Below are 403 nucleotides of genomic sequence, written 5' to 3'. Positions count from 1 at the left end.
AAGGTTTAAGAATATAGTACAAACGAGGACTCACAACTACGATATAGAACCAGGTCCAACAGGTACAACAGGAGCAACAGAGGTCGGACGTACAGGCCCAACAGGTCCAACAGGAGCAACAGGAGTAGGAGGAACAGGAGCAACAGGAGTAATAGGGCCAACAGGAGCAACAGGAACAGCTGGAACAACAGGCCCAACAGGCGCAACAGGTCCAACAGGAGCAGATGGATCAGTAGGGCCAACAGGAGCAACAGGAAATACAGGGGCAGATGGAGCAACAGGTCCAACAGGCCCAACAGAGACAGCAGGAGAAGCAGGTGCAAATAGTCAACACGCAAATAAGGGAACAACAAAACGCACACACAGGAACCACGCACGAGCCAACCCACACAAACAAACGACA

At 51.4% G+C, this 403-nt stretch carries 1 pseudogene; it reads left to right on the top strand.

The features are described from left to right. Nucleotides 1-403 (top strand): annotated as a pseudogene (locus tag KGF52_RS21195) (hypothetical protein); the annotation flags it as partial.

It is taken from the genome of Clostridioides sp. ZZV15-6597 (genome assembly GCF_020657815.1).
Classification (GTDB): domain Bacteria; phylum Bacillota; class Clostridia; order Peptostreptococcales; family Peptostreptococcaceae; genus Clostridioides.
Note: the sequence above shows the minus strand (reverse complement) of the source record. Positions and strands in the feature narration are given on the sequence as shown.